At 43.1% G+C, this 16,398-nt stretch carries 18 protein-coding genes; 4 read left to right on the top strand and 14 right to left on the bottom strand.

Features of this window, described 5'->3' with window-relative positions:
• Positions 1 to 9: 9 nt before the first annotated feature.
• The 14 genes from DXD12_RS13655 to DXD12_RS13585 form a co-directional block, all read right to left on the bottom strand.
• Positions 10 to 933 carry a radical SAM protein gene (locus tag DXD12_RS13655; protein WP_118638536.1) on the bottom strand — a complete coding sequence of 308 codons (924 nt, stop codon included), beginning with the start codon at positions 931 to 933 and terminating at the stop codon, positions 10 to 12.
• A gap of 1 nt (position 934) precedes the next feature.
• Positions 935 to 1,390 carry a nucleoside 2-deoxyribosyltransferase gene (locus tag DXD12_RS13650; protein ID WP_118638535.1) on the bottom strand — a complete coding sequence of 152 codons (456 nt, stop codon included), beginning with the start codon at positions 1,388 to 1,390 and terminating at the stop codon, positions 935 to 937.
• A gap of 5 nt (positions 1,391 to 1,395) precedes the next feature.
• Positions 1,396 to 1,845 carry a nucleoside 2-deoxyribosyltransferase gene (locus DXD12_RS13645; RefSeq protein WP_118638534.1) on the bottom strand — a complete coding sequence of 150 codons (450 nt, stop codon included), beginning with the start codon at positions 1,843 to 1,845 and terminating at the stop codon, positions 1,396 to 1,398.
• Positions 1,846 to 1,847: 2 nt separating this feature from the next.
• Entirely contained in the window at positions 1,848 to 2,828 is a 981-nt protein-coding gene (locus tag DXD12_RS13640) for a Gfo/Idh/MocA family oxidoreductase (RefSeq protein WP_182457093.1), read from the bottom strand.
• A complete protein-coding gene (locus DXD12_RS13635; protein WP_182457092.1) occupies positions 2,806 to 3,342 on the bottom strand; it encodes a flavodoxin family protein in 537 nt (178 codons plus the stop codon). The genes DXD12_RS13640 and DXD12_RS13635 overlap by 23 nt, the downstream gene beginning before the upstream one ends.
• A 5-nt stretch (positions 3,343 to 3,347) precedes the next feature.
• Positions 3,348 to 3,665, bottom strand: a complete 318-nt coding sequence (locus tag DXD12_RS13630; protein ID WP_118638531.1) for a hypothetical protein — start codon at positions 3,663 to 3,665, stop codon at positions 3,348 to 3,350.
• A gap of 624 nt (positions 3,666 to 4,289) precedes the next feature.
• Positions 4,290 to 5,822 (bottom strand): hypothetical protein, encoded by a 1,533-nt coding sequence (locus tag DXD12_RS13620; protein WP_118638529.1) that lies wholly within the window; start codon positions 5,820 to 5,822, stop codon positions 4,290 to 4,292.
• Positions 5,823 to 6,309: 487 nt separating this feature from the next.
• Entirely contained in the window at positions 6,310 to 6,582 is a 273-nt protein-coding gene (locus DXD12_RS13615; RefSeq protein WP_118638528.1) for a 23S rRNA methyltransferase, read from the bottom strand.
• A gap of 6 nt (positions 6,583 to 6,588) precedes the next feature.
• Positions 6,589 to 8,289, bottom strand: coding sequence for a recombinase family protein (locus DXD12_RS13610; RefSeq protein ID WP_347561393.1), 1,701 nt, complete (start codon positions 8,287 to 8,289; stop codon positions 6,589 to 6,591).
• Complete coding sequence (locus DXD12_RS13605) at positions 8,270 to 8,500, bottom strand: helix-turn-helix transcriptional regulator (RefSeq protein ID WP_007488123.1); 231 nt, start codon at positions 8,498 to 8,500, stop codon at positions 8,270 to 8,272. Before DXD12_RS13605 ends, DXD12_RS13610 begins: the two co-directional genes overlap by 20 nt.
• Before the next feature lie 89 nt (positions 8,501 to 8,589).
• A complete protein-coding gene (locus tag DXD12_RS13600) occupies positions 8,590 to 8,775 on the bottom strand; it encodes a hypothetical protein (RefSeq protein WP_007488117.1) in 186 nt (61 codons plus the stop codon).
• Between the two features lie 15 nt (positions 8,776 to 8,790).
• Positions 8,791 to 10,080, bottom strand: coding sequence for a plasmid recombination protein (locus DXD12_RS13595; protein WP_117552069.1), 1,290 nt, complete (start codon positions 10,078 to 10,080; stop codon positions 8,791 to 8,793).
• Between the two features lie 380 nt (positions 10,081 to 10,460).
• A complete protein-coding gene (locus DXD12_RS13590; protein WP_118638526.1) occupies positions 10,461 to 11,852 on the bottom strand; it encodes a phage/plasmid primase, P4 family in 1,392 nt (463 codons plus the stop codon).
• Complete coding sequence (locus tag DXD12_RS13585; protein ID WP_117552067.1) at positions 11,827 to 12,447, bottom strand: CHC2 zinc finger domain-containing protein; 621 nt, start codon at positions 12,445 to 12,447, stop codon at positions 11,827 to 11,829. Before DXD12_RS13585 ends, DXD12_RS13590 begins: the two co-directional genes overlap by 26 nt.
• 223 nt (positions 12,448 to 12,670) lie before the next feature.
• Between DXD12_RS13585 and DXD12_RS13580 the strand changes: the two genes are divergently transcribed.
• The 4 genes from DXD12_RS13580 to DXD12_RS13565 all read left to right on the top strand — a co-directional run bounded on the left by DXD12_RS13580 (position 12,671) and on the right by DXD12_RS13565 (position 16,397).
• Positions 12,671 to 13,798, top strand: a complete 1,128-nt coding sequence (locus tag DXD12_RS13580) for a DUF6076 domain-containing protein (protein WP_117552066.1) — start codon at positions 12,671 to 12,673, stop codon at positions 13,796 to 13,798.
• Complete coding sequence (locus tag DXD12_RS13575; RefSeq protein WP_021683574.1) at positions 13,791 to 14,423, top strand: hypothetical protein; 633 nt, start codon at positions 13,791 to 13,793, stop codon at positions 14,421 to 14,423. The genes DXD12_RS13580 and DXD12_RS13575 overlap by 8 nt, the downstream gene beginning before the upstream one ends.
• Before the next feature lie 44 nt (positions 14,424 to 14,467).
• Positions 14,468 to 15,640: a hypothetical protein gene (locus DXD12_RS13570; protein WP_117515287.1), complete on the top strand. Its 1,173-nt coding sequence runs from the start codon at positions 14,468 to 14,470 to the stop codon at positions 15,638 to 15,640.
• Positions 15,641 to 15,725: 85 nt separating this feature from the next.
• A complete protein-coding gene (locus DXD12_RS13565) occupies positions 15,726 to 16,397 on the top strand; it encodes a response regulator transcription factor (protein ID WP_117515285.1) in 672 nt (223 codons plus the stop codon).
• Position 16,398 lies beyond the last annotated feature (1 nt).

Genomic DNA, 16,398 nt, shown 5'->3' with positions numbered 1-16,398 from the left:
GATTACTCCCTATATATCAAGAACATCATTTTCAACCACTTCCGGGAAATCAGAACAATATGCATTTAGTGGTTCACAACCTTTACAGTACATATATCCATTCTCATAATACCAATCTCTTTCCTCCTGTACATCAGCGAAAGCACGACTTCGGTGTGGTACACAATTGCAAGGGAAAATATGATTTGAAAACGGGTCATAAAATGACATATATTTTACCAGATTGCATTTATTCTGCGAGTGAATTGTATATTGACCATTCCAAAAGCCATCTATACTTCCTGCCCATTTTCTAGAATACCCCAATAGTTTCACTTCTGTTTGTAGAATTGCCCTTTGAAATTCCTCGTAATACTGGCGAAACTCATTCAAACCAATCTTGTCTTTCCATATATATCCATCCATCTTGATAGGTATAATAGACCACTGTTCTACTCGGTTTTGTTTCAACCAGTTCACAAGTAAAGATAACTGTGAAATATTATTATGACTTACAACTGTATTTACACGCGTATGTAAATCTGGGTAACAACGATTAATTAGACTCAAAGAATTTTCAATTTTCTTTAATAGGCCATCCGTTCCACGGATTCTATCGTGAACTCCAGGTAGCGGTCCATCAACGCTAATGATAATTTGATTTAAACCGTTATCAACTAAACTGCTAAGCTTATCTTCCAACAACAAACCATTAGTAATAACAGAGGTTTTTATACCTAGTTCATGGCACATTCTGATATATTGAGGCAATCGATCGCACAGAAGCGGTTCGCCACCTGTAAAACGTACTAATTCTATAGACTCAAATTGAGACAATACATTTCTAAACTGATCTTCTGATATCTCCATCTTTGGGTTTTTCCAAAAGTCACACATCAAACATTGTGCATTGCAATTTTTATTTACTCTTATATACAAAACTTTTGAATTCATTTTAGATATCACCTTTGCTAACCCTTATTGTTTCCAAGAAACTATCTATTTCTGGCAATGCATTTTTTCCTTCATCGTTATACCAAATAATATGTCCTGGCGTAATTGTAGTTATATTCTTCACCAAAGCACTATAATTTTGTTTTTCGTTTAACAATAACACAATAAATTTATTATACGCACTGGCCCACCCCAATTCTACTGCTACTCCCATAGAATCATCTGGCAAGGCGATGATTATATCTGAATTTATCAATTCATCTAAATCCATTTTGCACGAATAGACATCTAATGGCTTAGCACCGTATTCCTCTCTTTTTAGTGCCAAAAAAACACTATGTGCAAATCTCAAACACAATTCATATAAATCTTCTGTAAATTTTTTGTAACTCTCATTAGTAAAACCTGTTCCATCAACGTATTTAATAAATGGACAAGCAATAAATATTTTGTTCATAATTTTTACAATCCTTCACTTAATGTATCTAATGCCAATGAAACATTGTGTAACACTTGGTCGTTCAATGACTTGTCGTACCAAATAATAAGAGTATCTGTAATATCCTCAAGCCCAGAAATTAAAGGAGTGTATCTTTTGCCTTTATTTAGAATGAGAACTATTTTTTTCTTCATAGCACTAGCCCATCCTAATTCAACTGCAGTTCCTTTAGAATCTTCAGGAATTGCAACGATAATATCAGCAGTTTTCATCTCATTATAATCCAATTCTGTGCAAGTATCGGTCATTAAGTTTTTGCCATATTGTTCTCGTTTCAGAGCCAAAAAAACTTCGTCAGCATAATGAGTACAAAGATCATACATTTCTTTCATAAAACACCTGAATATTTCATCTGTAAATGTATTGTTATCTATATACTTTGTAATTGGACATCCTATAAATATTTTTTTCATTTTTACCTCGAATCATTTAACTGAAATAATCTGTCCAAAGCGATCTGAGACTGGTAGCCATCATTAAAAGAAGCAACTACAAAATTATTCTTACCGCGAATAGCCGCCACCCATTCTTTATCCTGCAACATTATAGAATCATAAAAATCGAAAAAATCTACTTTATTGATTTCTTTTGATAATGATTTCGTGTGTGTCTTGTCGCCTTCTGTAACAGAATATATTTGCATAGTTCTTGAATCATACTCAATTATTTTCTTGTCGCATTTTATTTGAACAAAGAACCGCACATCTTTAGGATTATCAATTCTTGCTGCTTCTAAGCAAAATGCGATGTTATTGTCAGTGTACCCCTTAACAATTGATTCGTAATCACATGCATTAATGTATTTCATTTGCGTTTTGCAACGATCCGCATCAATTTCCCCACCACTTAAAATTGAGAGCAGATCAATTAAATGAATGCCCAAATCTGAGAGTACACTATTTTCATCCCTTCGCCAATCATTTCTAAATAATCTTCGAACTGAAAGATGTATTTCTTCAACAGTTGTATTCTTTATCTCATTCTGTAAGCTTTTTGTAATGTCAAAAAACCTATAATTAAATCCAACCGCACAAATCACATTTGTTATTTCGGCTAAGTTGCACATTTCCTTAGCTTCAGCACAACTCTGCGCCATTGGTTTTTCACAGAGAATGTGCTTGTTATGATTTAACGCTTTTCTCACCAGATCAGAATGAGTCCAAACAGGGGTGGCAATAATCACAGCATCCACAGAATCAAATAAATCATCTAAGGTCTTTACAACTTTACAGTCATATTCATCTGAAAATCTCTTAGCAACTTCACCATTGACATCAAATATGTATTGTCTTATAGAACAATCTATTGATTTTAATGCTTTAGAGTGAACTCCTGCTGCAAATCCAGCCCCGATTATACCAATCTTAAGAATGTTATTGCTGTCTTCCCAATTCATATGCGTCCCTTCCATAAGAAGTTCTTTCAATTTCTTCTCTTGCATCTACTCCAGCCGCCAATACCGATCCTCCATAATTCCACCTGAGGAACTTGCAAAAATTCTTCACAGTATTCATCAAAGGATCAAAAACAGATTCATTACAATCCCAGGCGCTACTAAGCACAATGAATTTCTTATCACCTCTAAATCCATCAGTTTTCTCTAGTTGGTACATTCTATCTATGGTCATTTTCAGTTGTGCTGTCATGCACATATAATACACAGGTGTTACAAAAGCAACTTCATCCGCTTCAAGAAGATGCGGGACTAATGTTTGAAAATCATCTTTCCAACCACATATTCCTTCTTTTCTGCATCTGTTGCAACCAATACAAGGATTCACTTTCATAAAAGCTGAATCAAACCGAAACACCTCATTACCATTTTCTATACAACCACGAATAAACTCATCAGCGAGATAACTTGAAGTGCCTCTGCGTCTACCACTTCCCGTAATCACCACTACTTTCATGTCCATCAATCCTCCATCAGTTCGATACAGATTCCGTTAGGAAGTCTAAACCAATTATCCTTTTCCTTAATCAAACTGCAATTGCTTCTTATCGCGGCTTTAAGAATATCGGTACGATTGTCAGTACCTAACGCTATATGATCAATGCCATCTGTACTAATATCATTGCACGACTCTTTCAGTTGAATTCCTTCATCAAACCAAAGCTGTCTGTTAGGTGCTTCACCTGTAATTCTTTGTATATTCAGTCCTAAATGCACAAATAAATCAACATATTTATCAAAATCGTTTACTGCAATTGCCACATGATGAAGTTGAATCATCTCTATCCCTCCATAGTTTATTCATTAGCCTATTTTTCCCAGCAACGCTATATGTGTAAAAAAACTCTTTAGCGCTTATGTATCATATCATAATTTATCTTGTGAATTTACTCCAAATTGCCTAACAAATTCCTCTGGGTATATTCCAAATAACGAAATCAACTTTGATGTTTCTTCTATAGACTCAAAGAAAAATATTAGTGAAAGATAAATATTTCAAGACATATCTTTGTTCCCATTTTCTATTTGACAGTACGTCTGCCTTGAGATGCTAAGTATTTTCGCCAAATCATCTTGAGAGATATTTGCTTTCGCTCGCAACAATTTAAGTTCCGGAACCAAAGCGGTGATACATTCCGTCTTAGTATCATCCGATATAAACCATTGTCCTTTTGTTCCTGTCATAACTATTCCTTTCACATTCAAATTCGTCTCAAGTGTACAATACACCATTATTCTATATTATATAATGTCGGCTATATTGTCAATATGTCGTCAAAACGTTCATACTGCCACCTTTTTTCTACAGACTATATTAATTTTATACTGATTACACATAATATAAATCACCCGGAACTGACCTGAAAAGTTAGCTCCGGGTTTCGTTTTGTGTCCATATTTTCTTTACTCTTCCACTTCCATCTTGAGACCAGATTTCAGTTCCACCACAATCTTCTCATCGAAAATGGTGATCCTTTCGACCAGCCTTCTGGCCAGGACTTCGCTGTATTCCGTAACGGCTACGGGCATTTCTTCCAGGAAAGAAATCATGTCGTTCATTCGTGCCTGCAGGTCGGTTCGCTCTGCTGCCTCGGCAAGGATGTCCTGACGGTCTCCTCGAAGGTCATCAATCTGAACTCCAAGTTCATCCACTAGCGCGCTATCACCGGAGTTGTCGACCAACTGCTGCTGAAGCTCTGCAAGCTGCTCATCTATCGCCGCGACCCTCGTTTCCAGGTCATCAAAGACCGTTTCCTGAATGTCATAAGATGTAAACCTATTATCTGGACTCTCTGTTTTAGAATCTAAAAAATCCAGTAAATTATATGCATCCTGCTTTAATTCATCCTCACTAATGCTACACATACGATCAGTAGCAGCTAAACAATACAGCATTCTGTATCTTAGCCCTTCTTTGGCAAAGTACTTGATTCTTTCTAAAGCCTTGTCATAAGCCCCTCTGTGCATAGTCCCATATCTAGGATATGTCTTTTGATATTTAATCGTTTTTCCTGTTGGTCCACCAGTTTTAGGTTTTAACCTATATATCTCTGGAGCACATACAAGCTGCTTAGTGTCTGGGTCTGTATATTTAAGCCTTTTGCAAAAAGAGTTCATGTAATCAACTGAAACTTTATCTCCAAACCTAAAAGCCCTACAAACAGAACCATTTTTAGTTGGAGTACCTACAGTCCTGTATCTCTGATTGATTGACTGCAATTCCAATTTCTTTTTGGTAATCATAGAACTTTCATTCCATATACACCTCATTAGTGCAAGCTTATAACTATTTAAAGTATTGTACTGTTCAAGAATAAATGCCCTGTTCACTCTAACAGGTTCATCAAATAAGTAATATAAATGCTCTCCATGACCTGAACATGTAATATATGTTGGAGAAGGAAGTAAGGGCTCTCTTACAGTGTTTGTTCTAGCTATATAAACAGACCTCATCTGTTTAAACATGTTAGACAATCCTCTGAAATCTTGCCTATCTGGTGGATCACCTGCTGCCTCAGTACCCAATATTGAATCTATTTCAACTACTAATGCAAGAACCTCATACATATAAACAGCTTCTGTCTTTTTTCCATAATAAGTGCATGGATTTAGCATACATAAAACACTAAAATTCTTATCACCTGCTGCCTCTAGTAATCCATAAGTTTCATTTGATTTATCTATTGCCATTTTCAACCCAGATAAGTCTTTAAAGAATGGTTTTGCATATCCTTTTTCATTACTGCCCATTACTTTTTTAGTGGAATGAACCACTATCTGCACCCTGCCCATTCCTTCATCTTTAGCTGATCCTTTATTATCAGCTCTGAGTACTTCTTCAGGGTATATATCTCTATAAAAATCCATTGGTGTCACTTCAGTATATCCCTCTTTAAGCATCCACTCTGCTACAGTATTCTTTTTCAAATCTATCATGTGCAATCACCTTTCCTCATGTTGTTCTTCTTCCTAATGTTCTCTTTACCACGTTCTTTCTCAAAATTTTGCCGTACCTATCTCATTTCTTAAAGCTCTCACATAGAGGAGAGTATACAAGCGTATCATACCAAAGGGATTTTGACCCATTAAAATCCCTTTGGGCGAACCCAGATAAACTTCTCAAATTCACTGAACATCTCTAAAATCCTCCCCTTCTCTCCTTTTATACTATAAGTAAATGGACCTATCTGTTCTCATTCACAAGTGACAAGCAATCATCTATTAAAAAAATATTTATATATACTACATACTTTAACGTCCTCGGGATTTATCAACTTTTCTTCCTACTGTCATCAAATTTTTATCTTTACGTACATCGAAGCGTGTATAACTGTAAGCATCAAAAAAGCAGAAGCTATCATAGGAGGAATCCTACTGCTTCTGCTTTCTTGAATCTTATGCTATTTTTTCTCTACCCAGTAAACTACACCACCAGCTTGTAATACCTCAATGCCTCCATGATATATTCCCTTTTCTCTGGAGTACAAGATTTTATCACAGGCTCCTCTTTCTTTGAAACATTATAATTAGGACGCATATCCAATTCACAATCCCGTTTTACTTCTGCTATATAAGCAGTATGCACCTTCACCCCATGCTTCTCCAGGATATATTTCTTGATATTCTCATAAGTTGGTTTCTGTTCTTTCTGTTCCTTATACTCCTTATGCATATCAGGACTAATAGGAACTTCCATCTCAACCTAGAAGTCTCTCTTTTTCTTCCCTAAGTCACTTTTTTTAGTTAAAAGAGCTACCGTCTCGACTGTTGTTTCAGTTTCCAAGGGAAGTTCTTTCACTTCCTCGCCATCAACAGGCACAGGGAAGTTGAATACAATCTTCTTTATCCAGCTTCCGTCTTTTCTCTTTTCCGGGAACATCTCAATTCGCTCAATAAAGGCTTTCATAAACTCTTTCTGTTCTGCTTCCGTTGCGGAATGGTAGACTTCATCAAATGCCAGTAAGAGCCGATAAATGTTATCGCCGGAGATTTTCTCCTGCTGGATGCTGCGTATCTGACTTTGCAATTCGCCAATCTGAACTTCGATTTCTTCTATCGTATCATACTGTTCATCATATCGGCGCTGCAAATCCAAAATTTTTCTGTCATAGTGGGCATCGTTGATGTCCAAAGTATCCATCTGACGCTCCAAGCGGCTTTTCGTTCCAAAGGCTTGCTTTAGCTGTCCTTGCAGAACGGCGATCTGCTTTTCCATATCCTCTGTATCAACCGCCGTTCCAATTTTCGCTTGAATTGCTTCTATAAATCGGGGATTGCTGACCATAGCGGAGATGACCTTCGCCACAAATTTGTTGATTTCCGTCTGCTCGATATTCAGCCGGAAGCTGCACTCATGTCCCGTCGGCGTAACCGTATTTTTGCAGTAGTAATAATACCGTGTTTTCTTGTCCTTGCTATGAGCCTTGGCAATATTGCCGTACATACTCTTTCCGCAACACGGGCATTTCAAAATACCGGATAGGATGTGTGCGTGGTCTGGATTGTTGACCTTTTCCCGCTTAAAGGAATTGATCTTGCGCTTTTCCTGTGCCAGATACCAATCTTCTTCGGAAATGATGGCTTCATGCTGACCATCGTAAACAGGGAACTCCGACTGCTCGACCACGTGCATCTCATTTCTTGTACCTTGCCTCTTTTCGGTTCTCCGTCTGCCATAAGCAATTTTACCCATATAAACGGGATTATCCAGTACGTCCTGCACGAAGTTCCTTGAAAATCCGGGGATGGTGTTATTTTGCCGCAGCTTCTTCACAAACCCGTTGCGGTTGAGATATTTAGCAACTCCGGCAACGCCCTCATTGGTATGGATGTAGCGGTCATAAATAACACGGATTACTTCCACTTCATCCTCCGCAATGACAAGGTTTCCGCTTTCCAATTTGTATCCATAGGGAGCGAAACCGCCGTTCCATTTGCCCTCACGAGCCTTTTGCTCCCGTCCTGCCATTGTCTGTGTGCGGATATTCTCTCGCTCGATTTCCGCCACCGCAGACAGCACGGAAATCATAAGCTTTCCGGCATCCTTGGAGCTGTCAATGCCATCCTCCACGCAAATCAGGTTGACACCAAAATCCTGCATGAGCTGCAAAGAGTTCAGAACATCGGCTGCATTTCTGCCAAATCTGGAGAGCTTAAAGACAAGCACATAGGAAACGCCGTCTTTGCAGTCCTGGATGTCGTTCAGCATCCGTTGAAACTCCTGCCTCCCTTGGATGTTCTTGCCGGAAAATCCTTCGTCAGAATACTCCCCGGCAACGACCATATCCTCGTATGCCGCATACTTCCGCAACTTGTCCCGCTGGGCATCCAAGCTGTATCCGTCTACCTGCATGGAGGTGGACACTCTCGTATATAGATAACATTTAAGTTGCTTCTTTTTCAGAATCGCCACCTCCTTCGCTCATTTCTTTTACCATCAATCCCTCGTTGCGGATATAATACTCCAAAAGTCTAAGCACATAATCCGGTGCATGGCGGTTGTCCAATTCCCACTCGGTCATAGTCCGGTAAGGAATATGGACGAGCTTGCAAAAATCTTTCCGGTTCAGTCCTGTGCTTTCACGCAACTTAATAATTCTGTTTTTACAATCCATTCGTCTTTTCTCCCAAAAAGCAAAAATACACGTTGCGTACATATTATAGCATAGCCGCAACAAGTACGCAACGTGTAAATTGTAAATTTTTACGCAGCCTTATCCGTCAAAGGCTGCGCTTGCTTATCATCCTTGGAACACTCCACCGTTTGCGGTGTATCCTGCTCTAATTTATCCAAAACCTGATGCCCGTACTTCTGGAGCATCTGGCTCATAACATCCACACAGCGGTCAAATGCCGCATTATATTTCGCTTCCTCATAATATTTCTTCAATAGGCGATTCCTCCATCAAAGTTCCATATCCTGTCCACGCTTCCGGTCAGGGTGTTTGTGTTCCTGCGTTTCCTTTCCTCTGATGAGGATAGAATTGATAAAAGCCCGAACCCTTTCGGATGCAATTTCCAGTGCATCCAGAAAAGGCTGGGCTTTCTGTTTCAGTTCCATATATTTTTCGTTTACTGCTTCATACCGCTGTTTCCAGATGGAAACCGTCTTTTCAGCGGAAGCCAGTTTCTCCTTCAAGCGCTTGTTGTCAGCATTGGCGATAATGCCGTTGACCGCATAGCGTTTGAGCGTGTCGCACTCATCCGGTGTCAGCGTGATATTATTTCCGAATGTGGCTTTCTTTCCCATCGTTTCAATCTCCTGCACCGTCAGAGCAACGGTCTTTGCTGTTTTGGTTTCCTTTTGCAGAGCTTCCAGTTTCTTTTTCTGTTTCTCCGTGGCATCTTTGGCATTCTCCAACCCCCGCTCCGCCTGTGCCACCTGTCCGGTCATAGCTTCCAAACGCTGCTGTTCAGCCTGAACCTTGAACTGTGTCACTGTCAGATGTTCCTCGGTGCTGCCACGCTCTCCACGCTCCACATCGGTATATCCGGCATTTCGCATGAAATGAAAAAAGTCATCCTGCAACACACTGTAGGACGACTTCAAAATCTTTTTTCCGTTTGCGTTGAGCATGGGATTTCCGTTTTCATCAAGCAACGGCTTGGAGTCCCATTTCTTACTTCGGCTGACCTGTGTAATTGTTTCCTTTACCGTTCCCCGGAGTGCTTCATCCTTACACCGCTTCGACCAAAGAATCTGCTTTTCCACCACCGGGATATAAACCACATGAAGGTGATAGTGGTACACATCCTCGCCAAGAGCTTCGGACATTGCCCGGTTGCGCTCATCGGCGTGCATCACAGCGGAGAGGATATACTGCTCACCACCCACGATCTCCACAGCGGCTTTATAGGCATCGGTATAAAACTGTTTCGCAAATTCATAGCCGCCGTGGTTGTAGAAATAGGCGGAGTTCACATCAAACACCAACTCGCCGTATTTCACAGCATCCGGTTTCAGACCTCTTGTGGAGATCACATTATCATGCTCCATCTGCTCAAACATTTTCACATAATCATCCGTGGGTGCTTTGAAATGAACGTTCAGAGAAGTGCGCTCCGGCACGATGTCCTGATTGCTGTAGCTGTCCTTTTCACGCTCATTGTGTTCCTGTACCTTCGCCACATCCGCAGGCGTTTTCAAGTCCTGATTTCTGGCTATGGTACGGTCTATTCCATCATTTCTTGCCATTGAATTTTTGTCCTTTCTTTGAGATTTGCAGACAGTGGGGAGCTACGGAGAGGCACTTTTTCAAAGTGTAATAACCCACTATGACACTTTCATCCATACTGGCTGCAAAGTGCCGTGGGCTCTCCGAGGGCTCTCCCGAGGGGGAATGCGGTCACTGCGGTGACCTCTGCTGACCAAGGCGAAAATGTCTGCGCCTTTTCCCATGGTCAGCCCGTCTGCATGAAGCTGTTCTGTGTCAACTTCCTCTTGCAGCCGGTGTCCACAGACACTTTTTCAAAAGCCTGTGGACATAGAAACAGCCCGAACGAGAGGATGTGTGCTGTTTCTATAACAAGCGTTTTACGCTCTTTTGCTGCGTACATACATACCAGCAATGGGATTTACTCGACCTGCCGCCATTCCTCCGGAATGTCCTCCGGTACGTACGTACACGGCGAATCTCCGTAAAACCCATTTATATGAGGTCGTGCAATGGCTTCCACTCCCATGAATCCCCACACCCGCCGTCCGGCTGAGTTGGTGATGTTGTTGCAATGCTCCAGATTGAATTTCTTGGCATTGGCAATCATGGCGTCGCTGAAGCTGCGGACTTTCAGCGGAGCAAGAGAATTTTCCTCGCACCACATCCGATAGATTTCATAGAAATCCTTGGAGCTGATGGACGCATCCGCTTTACGCCGGATGTATCCCTCGAAATCCATGAAATCAAAGATATTGTTGTTGTCACGTTTGACCGCTTCCCGGTTTTCCCGGATACGGTCACTCTCCGTAAACTTAAAGTTGTTGGCAACAAGCCGCTGCAAGCCTTCAAATGCCCACAGGAAGATACCCTCGGATTCGGCTTTCATCTTCTCCGCAAGGTCGGGATCGTCAGCTCTGTCCACTGGCTTTTCCTTGGTGGTCAGCACAAGCTGTCTGCGGTAAAAACCATCGCTGCGATCATAAAGAGCTTGCAAATCGCCGTTGCTGAACGCAAGCAGCCGGGCGAACATCCAGCCCTGATAACTCTGCTTGCCTTTGCGTTCCAAATCCATCTTGCCCTGTGCTGTCACGATGGATTTTACATAGTTGGTCTGGCGCAGAGCTTCCATCCGCATATCATCATCCACGCACAGCAGGATGTGTTCCAGATCAGCACGGGCGAAGCGGTTTTCAGAAATCTTGCCGATGCTGCCGTCTTTCATATTCGTGCCAAAGATAGCCGAAAGCACAGCTCCGATTTGGGATTTGCCCTCGCCGCCATTGCCCTTAATCACCATCATACGCTGTCCCTTGTTGGAGGGAATCAGGCAGTAGCCGATGAACTCCTGCAAGGTGGGAATGTCCTCCGCATGGAGCAGTCCGTCCAGAAAGTTCAGCCAGATCACCGGCGCAGTAGCATCGGGATTGTAGGCAACCGGCAGACGGCTTCGCACGATAGTCGGCCTGCCCTTGGTAAATGTGCCGTCCAGCAGCACCGTACCGTTGGACACATGGATGCGATCCTGCTCCGGTGGAAAGTCAGGCACTTGCGCTTCCAGTTTCAGCACTTCCAGAATGTTGGTGATCTTCCGGGGGATGTTGTTCACGGCACAGAATTTCAGCTTGTCGTAAATCTCCCCACGCAGAGGAAGATCGTCCGTCACTCGACCATCGGGCGTGAAAAAAGCTCCGTTTGCGAAGATGATCCTGCGCTCTTGCAGAAATTCTTCACAAAACAGAGCTTCGTTGATGTTCTGCCCGTCAAACCACATGGGCAAGTTCATATCAGGCGTTTTCCGGTTCTTCGCCATGGTGCGCCACCTCCTTTTTCTTTCGTGCGGTATACTCTTGCAGAAAAGCAATTTTGCCGTCCAGCATCAGCTTGTCCACCAATGCCACCCGTTCTTCCAGATCACCCACCGTCAGCACATCTGCCATATATTCGATATGGCAGTGCATCTGGCAGGCTTCCACAAAACGGTCATCCAGAGCATCTTCCGGTGTCTTGGGAGCATAGCGCACTTTCCAATCTTCCAACAGATGCAAATAATCCGTCAGCACCCGGAAGCACAGCATTTCATCCTCCCGGAACTGACGGATATAGGGACGCTTCGGCTTGACCATAGCTGCGGCAGTGGGCGATTTCGGGTCAAGCCCGAAGTCCAAAGCCAGCTTTTGCGCTGCTTCATAACTGCTCAGATTGAACAGCCTTGCCACAAGGTCGATCACATCCCCTTTGGCTCCGCAGCCGAAGCAGAAAAAATAGTCCTCATTCAGCTTCAAGCTCGGATGCCTGTCGTTGTGGAACGGGCAGCAAGCCATGCCGTTGTGGCTCACTTTCAGCCCGTAGTGTTCGGCGGCTTGCTTGACGCTGATTGCCGCCTTGATGGTTTCATAGATTGTCATAGAAAACCCTCCGTTCATAATATTCTGGAAAGCACGAAGCAGCCGCCGTGATTGGCAGGTGCTTCGCTCCTTCTATTATGGTTATGACGGATTTTTCAAAAAACAGGGTAATCGGAGGACAACCCCGTTTCAAAAAACAGGACAACTTTTCAGAGAATATGGATTTCTTTACATTTGCATGATACAATCAAGAAAGTAGAAAAACAGGACAGGAGGGGCAAGCATGAACCAAGAACTGATGACATTGGATTTTTGGCAGGATACGGTTATATATGAGGGAAAAACACTTCCTGTCGGCACGCTTGCCTGTGATGCGCTGAATGTCCCTGCGGATACCATTTCAAGGATGAACGAGCAATGCGAGAACATCAATCTGCTGCTCGGAACATTAAACGCCGGACAGGATGCTTCTGCACTCTGTCCCATTGCAAGGGAAGCTACTCTGGCGATGTTGGATATTCTCAGCGAAACTCCGCCGTTCTCCTATATGGATATACCAAAGCACAGAAAACGGATTGAAAAAGTCTTTACTGTGGACAATACGCTGAAATATGTGGAGTTTGCCATAAAAGCCGCAACCAATTCTTTGCAGTTTGAAGAAATCCAGAACTTTACCGATGCGATGATGCTCCAACGCTATACCGCAGTTTTCGGGCATCTGGCATACTCCCTTGGGGAATACCAAACGGCCATGCTTGATTTTGCAGAAAAAACAGACGGCAACGAAGCAGACCGCACCGCAGAGGGTTTTGCAAAAATGTTCGGCAGCTATTTCCCGCCGGAGTTTTCCATCACGGAAGGCAATGCCTGGATGTCTACCCTGAACAATTCCGTTCAGTATGTATCCGTCATCCGTCCCGGCGAAAAAGTTGCGAAGCTGGTCAAGCGGATGCACTATGTATCCTTTGTAGGGATGTTCCGGTCTGATCTCTTTGAGGGCCTGTGTGTTGGTCATGCACCGAAGAAATGCAAAATCTGCGGCAAGTGGTTTCTGACCACCAACGCACGGCACACCAAATACTGTGGCGGCTATGCACCGGGGGACAAGCTGCACCGCACCTGTCGGCAGATCGGCAACCTGAAAGGCAGAGAACAACGGGAGCTTGCGGACGATCATCCGGTGAAACAGATTTATGAGAAACGGCTGAACACCATAAACCGCTATGTGAAGCGTGGTACTCTGGACGCTGATCTTGCAGAGGTTATGAAAAAGCTGGCAAAAGATAAGATGCTCCGGGCATTGAGCAATGTAGCCTATGCCAAGGGAGCTTATGAAAAAGAAATGGACCAGGCGGCTTTGAAAAAGGAAGCAAGTGCAAAAATATACAAAGAAAGGGACAAACATGAATAGAAAAGAACTTAGTCAGAATCATTGGAAATACTACTTAATGCTCGAAAAGCGTTTTGTTGAATCAATAGAGTTTGTAGAACTACATGAGGACAATTTTGATGCATTTTCTAACGGATATGCCCTCTTAATTCAAGCCATAGGGGCAGAGTTGGATACTGTATTCAAAGAGTTTTGCGGTTTCAATACAACGGATCGAAAAACGGTTGCAGACTATGCACAGTATATTTTGACCAACACACCGGATATAAAAAATCAAAAAATCAGTGTACAGGAATACGATATCGAAATACAACCGTTTATGAATTGGGATATTACCCAGCCCGCACAGTCGTTGCAATGGTGGGGAGCATTTACAGATGTCAAGCACAACCGCTATGAGCAGTTGAAGCAAGCAAAGCAGGAGAATGTACTAAATATCTTGGGAGCTTTGTATTTGATAGAAATGTTGTACTTGAAGAAAATCACTGATGGGACAGACGAATTTGATGTGTTTGATGAATCTTCCAACTTGTTTAGTTTGAAAAACTGGACTTCTAAGGCTGTGCCGCTGAGCCAAGCTTTTGCCGTGCTAAGCGATATGATGGACGACGAAAATAATACTACTAACAAAAAGTTCGATGCATAATTACTGTCGATATTGATAGAGAAAGAACCGAAAGGAGGTGCGCTATGCTGAGTGATTTTTCATGGGACATGACCGGATACATACCAAAACACGCTGTCAATCCGCACGGTGACGGCATCATTCCTTATGCGGCAGAGCGCATCTTCCAACTGGAACCGGAGCCTCCAGCGGTGGGCAATCTGAACGAATATATCCTGTCTGCCTTGCAGGAAAAGAATTTGATATATTTCTCATTCTTCCTACACCACTACGAGCCGCAACTTAACAAGCGCATCAAAGACTTTCTCGGTGTGGATGGCGGCGATCTGTACGACACAGACCGATTTATAGATATAAAGCTCTCCTGCCGGGAGCAAATGCTCCAAAAGCTGATGGACTATGATCCTGCCAAGGGTGCGAAGTATGCTACATACATTTTTCCATTCATTCGGGATGCTATGCTACGTTTTCGCATGGGAGAAGAAAAATGGTCGGTATCCTCCCTGACCAATTACAAAATGGTGCGGTCAATGGCTTGGCTCTACCATAACAGCAAGGATGCAGTCAGCGAATTTGCCAAGAAGTACAACTGTGATCTTGCCCTTGCGGAAGAATATCTGAAAGTTGTCCGTGGCATCCGCAATCAGCAGCCTTTCTATGTGACAGACGAGGACGGCGAGGAAACCGACGAAGATGTTGCCCTTGATGATACTTGGAACTATGCCGACATTCTCTGGAACGGCATACAGGCGGAAAAGGTGCAGCGGGCTTTTGAGAAACTGAACTACCGGGAGCAGACCTTGCTTGAAAAGCGGCTGGCAATCTGCATGACCTGTGGGCGTGTCGGCTCATGGAAAGGTCGTCCCACCTTTGAGGAACTTGCAGTTATGTTCGAGGGCAGCACAGCCAGCGGTGCAGAGCGAGCCTACCGGAAAGCGGTGGACAGGCTGACGGAATTATTGGTTGCCGAGGGCGCAATCCATGCTGTCCGGCTGAAACAGAAGTCCAAAACCAAGCGCAAAAAGAAAATTGCCGCCGCAATCTACGAATACCAGGCAGACTGCGACGGCGAATGGGGCGAGATTTCCTTGGATTTTGAAAACGGCACAGCGGAGATTATCCGACTTGCCGATTGGGATACCATGAAAACAAACCGCTTTGCCAACAAGGTAATATCCTACCTTTTGAGCTGCGAGAATGAGAAGCTGCCAAAGGAAACTACAGTAGCGTTTGAATAAGCTTATAAATATTAAAAATCATTTCTTTTGACACAGAGAATACAAATCGGTGTTGTACAGTAAGGGCGAAAGGAGGAAAAGTATTATGAACAGTAAGATTTTGATTGTAGAAGATGAGGCCAAGTTGCGGGAAATCCTGTGTGACTATTTCAGCAGCAAGGGAGAACTGCCTGTTGAAGCAAGCAACGGAATACAGGCGCTTGAGCTGATTGATGAAAATGAATTTGACGCAGTTTTGCTTGACATTATGATGCCGGAGCTTGATGGGCTTTCTGTCTGCCGTGCTGTGCGCAGAACAAACGATGTTCCTATCATTTTCCTCACAGCCCTTTCCGACGAGGAGGACAAACTGCTGGGTTATGAACTCGGTGCAGATGATTATGTGACGAAGCCATTCACCATGTCTGTCCTTTATGCAAAAACTATGGCGCTCATCAAGCGTAATCAGCGCAGTGTCCTTGCCGGTGACCGGATGGAGGTCAGCGGGATCACTCTGGAGCTGACTGCAGGCAGAGCTTATGCTGGAGGCAAGGAAGTCTTTTTGACGCCGAAGGAGTTTGCTCTCCTTCGCTGCCTGATGCAGAATAAAAACCTTGTCATGAGCCGTGAGCAACTTCTGGTTAAGTGCTGGGGTTACGACTACGAGGGCGAATCTCGGGCTGTAGATACCCATATTAAGCGATTGAGAGAAAAACTTGGCGACTATGCCGAATGCATCAAGACCGTTATTAAGGCGGGTTATAGATTGGAGGGGTGAC

Origin of the sequence: Clostridium sp. TF11-13AC (assembly GCF_003481065.1) — a bacterium.
Taxonomy (GTDB): domain Bacteria; phylum Bacillota; class Clostridia; order Lachnospirales; family Lachnospiraceae; genus Otoolea; species Otoolea fessa.
The sequence above is the reverse complement of the archived record's forward strand: the minus strand, read 5'-3'. Positions and strand labels throughout refer to the sequence as shown.

Coding starts and splice junctions, on each gene's coding strand:
- DXD12_RS13655 (WP_118638536.1), bottom strand. CDS start 933: ATGAATTCAAAAGTTTTGTATATAAGAGTAAATAAAAATTGCAATGCA.
- DXD12_RS13650 (WP_118638535.1), bottom strand. CDS start 1,390: ATGAACAAAATATTTATTGCTTGTCCATTTATTAAATACGTTGATGGA.
- DXD12_RS13645 (WP_118638534.1), bottom strand. CDS start 1,845: ATGAAAAAAATATTTATAGGATGTCCAATTACAAAGTATATAGATAAC.
- DXD12_RS13640 (WP_182457093.1), bottom strand. CDS start 2,828: ATGAATTGGGAAGACAGCAATAACATTCTTAAGATTGGTATAATCGGG.
- DXD12_RS13635 (WP_182457092.1), bottom strand. CDS start 3,342: ATGAAAGTAGTGGTGATTACGGGAAGTGGTAGACGCAGAGGCACTTCA.
- DXD12_RS13630 (WP_118638531.1), bottom strand. CDS start 3,665: ATGATTCAACTTCATCATGTGGCAATTGCAGTAAACGATTTTGATAAA.
- DXD12_RS13620 (WP_118638529.1), bottom strand. CDS start 5,822: ATGATAGATTTGAAAAAGAATACTGTAGCAGAGTGGATGCTTAAAGAG.
- DXD12_RS13615 (WP_118638528.1), bottom strand. CDS start 6,582: ATGGAAGTTCCTATTAGTCCTGATATGCATAAGGAGTATAAGGAACAG.
- DXD12_RS13605 (WP_007488123.1), bottom strand. CDS start 8,500: ATGGATTGTAAAAACAGAATTATTAAGTTGCGTGAAAGCACAGGACTG.
- DXD12_RS13595 (WP_117552069.1), bottom strand. CDS start 10,080: ATGGCAAGAAATGATGGAATAGACCGTACCATAGCCAGAAATCAGGAC.
- DXD12_RS13590 (WP_118638526.1), bottom strand. CDS start 11,852: ATGGCGAAGAACCGGAAAACGCCTGATATGAACTTGCCCATGTGGTTT.
- DXD12_RS13585 (WP_117552067.1), bottom strand. CDS start 12,447: ATGACAATCTATGAAACCATCAAGGCGGCAATCAGCGTCAAGCAAGCC.
- DXD12_RS13580 (WP_117552066.1), top strand. CDS start 12,671: ATGAACCAAGAACTGATGACATTGGATTTTTGGCAGGATACGGTTATA.
- DXD12_RS13575 (WP_021683574.1), top strand. CDS start 13,791: ATGAATAGAAAAGAACTTAGTCAGAATCATTGGAAATACTACTTAATG.
- DXD12_RS13570 (WP_117515287.1), top strand. CDS start 14,468: ATGCTGAGTGATTTTTCATGGGACATGACCGGATACATACCAAAACAC.
- DXD12_RS13565 (WP_117515285.1), top strand. CDS start 15,726: ATGAACAGTAAGATTTTGATTGTAGAAGATGAGGCCAAGTTGCGGGAA.